1 protein-coding gene is annotated in these 3,173 nt (G+C 65.5%); it reads right to left on the reverse strand.

Features of this window, described 5'->3' with window-relative positions; all coding sequences use genetic code 11:
* Window positions 1–3,092: autotransporter-associated beta strand repeat-containing protein (locus FJ867_RS28535; RefSeq protein WP_181168470.1), on the reverse strand; the 3,092-nt coding region annotated here is incomplete at its 3' end.
* Between the last annotated feature and the right edge of the window lie 81 nt (window positions 3,093–3,173).

Below are 3,173 nucleotides of genomic sequence, written 5' to 3' on the forward strand. Positions count from 1 at the left end.
CCGAGACCGCCCGTGGCATTGAGGATGGTGTAGTTCCTGGAAACAGAGCCGCCCGCCAGGAACGTGACATCGACGGTACCGCCCGAAAGATCGGCGGAGCCGATGACGCTCGCGCGGTCGGCCGCGCCGCCGGAGACCTCGACGGCGTAGATCGAGCCGGCGCCGAATGTCAGTTTCCCGATGATATTGATCGTGCCGATCGAATTCCCAGGCGAAAGCGTGCCGCCATTAATGATCGTCGACGGCAATATACCGGTGCCGCCCACCGTCGCGCGCGTATTCACTCTCAGGCCCCGAGACGAAGCGATCGAGCCGTTCGCCAGAAGCGCGCCGGCGTCGACCGTCATGCCGCCGTCGACGCTGCTGGTGCCGGTGAGGGTGAGTGTGCCAGGGCCGTTCTTGGTGAGCGTGCCGGTGCCCGTCATGTTGCCGGCATAGGTGCCGTCGAAACCCTGGTCGAAAATAACGGCGGCATTGTTCAGGATGTTGCCTTGCAGGCTAAAGGTCGTGCCCTGCAGCGCGCCGGCCGAGACGGTCGTGCCGCCAGCGTAGTTGGCGGCGGCGGGCAGGATCAGCGTGCCGGCGCCGATCTTGGTCAGGCTGCCGAGGCCGGTGATGTTGCCGGCATAGGTGCCGTTGGCTGCTTGGTCGAAGACGACGGAGGCGTTGTTGGTGATGTGGGCCAGCAGGCTCATTGTATTGCCCTGCAGGACGCCGGCATTGACGGTGATGTTGCCGGTATAGGCATTCGCGCCAGTGAGGATGAGGGTGCCGTCGCCAGTCTTGGTGAGGCTGCCCGAACCCCTGACGACACCGCTCAAGGTGAGGGACTTGTTGGCGTCCACGAGGATAGCGCCACCGGCGCCTAAAAGCCCGACAGGGCGGGCGCTGGTAAAGGTTTCCGAGGCGCGCAGAGCCCCGTTGTTCAGGTCAACATGGGTGCCGGCTGCGCCGAGCTTGGCGTCGGAGGCAACCCACAGGGTCCCTCCTGCCACCTGCGTGCCGCCGGTGTAGGTATTGTTGCCGGTGAGGACCAGCGTGCCGGCTCCGGTCTTGAAGAGGCCACCGTTGCCGCTTATGTTGCCGCTCCAGGAGAGAGACTGGGACTGCGCCGCCACATCGATACCGCCACCGTTGCTGGCCAAGGTGATATTGCGGCTGATCGACGTCGCCGCAGGTGTGTCCGTCATGGTCCCGACTGCACCACCGTTCAACATGATCCCGGTGGCTGCCGCGCCCAGGTTGGCGTCGTTGGCGAAGCGCAGCACGCCGCCGGTGACCGTCGTGCCGCCCGAGTAGGTGTTGGCCCCGCTAAGAATCAGGTCGCCGGGGCCGGACTTGACCAGCGCACCACTTTCACTGACTACACCACTCAGGGTGAGGGTTTCGCCGGCATCGACGAGAACGATGCCGCGAGCGCCGGTAAGCCAAACGGGGCGGGTGCTGGCAAAGGTCGCCGACGCACTCAGACCGCCACCACCGTCCAGGTTGAGATGGGTGCCTGCCGCGCCGAGCTTGGCATCGGACGCGATTCGCAGGACTCCTTCTTCCACCCGCGTGCCGGCCGCGTAGGTGTTGGTGCCCGTGAGCGAAAGCACGCCGCCGCCTCGCTTGAACAGGGCGCCGCTGCCGGACATGTTGCCGGCGAAGGTGCCGTCGTTGCCGGCCTGGTCGAAGATGACGGACGCATTGTTGGTGATGTTGCCTCTGAGGCTCGACGTTTTGCCCTGCAGGATGCCGGCATTGACGATGGTGCCGCCGCTATAGGCATTGGCGCCGGTGAGAACGGTCACGCCGTCGCCATTCTTGACCAGAGACCAGCTGCCACTGTCGGTGCCGGTGCCGCCAGCTCCGGTCTGGTCGACGATGATGTCGCTTATGGTCTGCGTCTGTCCGGCGCCAGGGGCGACGCTGAACGACCCGTTGCCGTGAAGGAAGATGCCCGACCCGATGCCCTGGCCGGGAGTGGCATTGCCCTGCCCGCCCCTCCTTCCACCGTCACCGCCAGCGACGGCATTTCCGGAAATGTTGAGAGCGCCGGCCAGGGTCAGGCTGCCGCCCTCCTGAACGAAGATCGCACCGCCGAGACCGGCGCCGCCACCGCCGCCACTGCTGACGTCGTTGCTGGTGCCGGTGCCGCCGCCGAAGCCACCAGGCTCAGCCACTCCACTACTGCCGGCCCCGCTGCCGCCGCCAAAACCGCCGGCCCCCGGTATATAAGGGCAGTCGCTGCCCGAACACCAGCCGCTGCCGCCGCCGCCGCCGCCAAAACCACCGGGGCTGCCGTCTGTTATGCTACCGTCACCGCCGGCGCCGTCTGGCGCACCGCCTCCACCACTGACGGAGGCGCCGCCGTCGCCGCCATCGGCTCCGATCGGCCAATAGCCACCCCCGCCGCCACTGCTGCCCCACGAACTGCTCAAGGTCAAAGGTCCGAGCGCGCCGCCATTGCCGCCGCGCGCCTGGTTGGCCTGCAGGTTGACATTGCTTACCGTCACATTGGCGCCTTTGCCGATGAACAGCGCGCCGCCCAGTCCAGCGCCGCCGCCGCCACCACCGCCGCGGGCGGGATTGCCGGGTACAATAAACCTTGCGTCGCCACCCTTACCGCCCTCGGCCTTGGCGTTGGTGATGGTGAGATCTTTGATCGCCACGTTGATCGCGCCCTGCTGCACGAACAGGCCGCGATACTGGTTGTTGCCGGACAGGGTGAAGCCTTGTCCGTTGATGGTCATGTTGCCGCTCCGCACGGGCGGCAGGTTGGCTGTCAGCGTGACATTGGCGTAGAACCGGATTGTGTCGCCGTAGTCGGCGTTGAAGATGGCGAAATGCAGATCCCCCTCGTTGTAGACTGGCCAGTCCTCGGCTCTCGCCGGAAGCGTTGTTGACAGCGTTCCAGCTGCGAGAAGGATGGCCAGTGCCAGGCGCGAGCCCGATGTCGACAGACAAGTTTCCCCGAGCAGACGCAGCATCAGGCGAGCCCGCCTCGTTCCATCGATTTTTCTACCCATCTGCTTGACCCCAGAAGCCCCCCGAATTTGGGGGATCTTGAATTGACTGTTGATAAAGGAACAACACGGCAAGATGCGCATAGCCTCACCAGGTGATGCCGAGCTTGAGCTTGCCGGAATAGCTCTTCAGGTTGCCGGAGAACTCGCCCTGGAAGGTGGCTG

Origin of the sequence: Mesorhizobium sp. B2-5-3 (assembly GCF_006441005.1) — a bacterium.
In the GTDB taxonomy this organism is placed as follows: Bacteria; Pseudomonadota; Alphaproteobacteria; order Rhizobiales; family Rhizobiaceae; genus Mesorhizobium.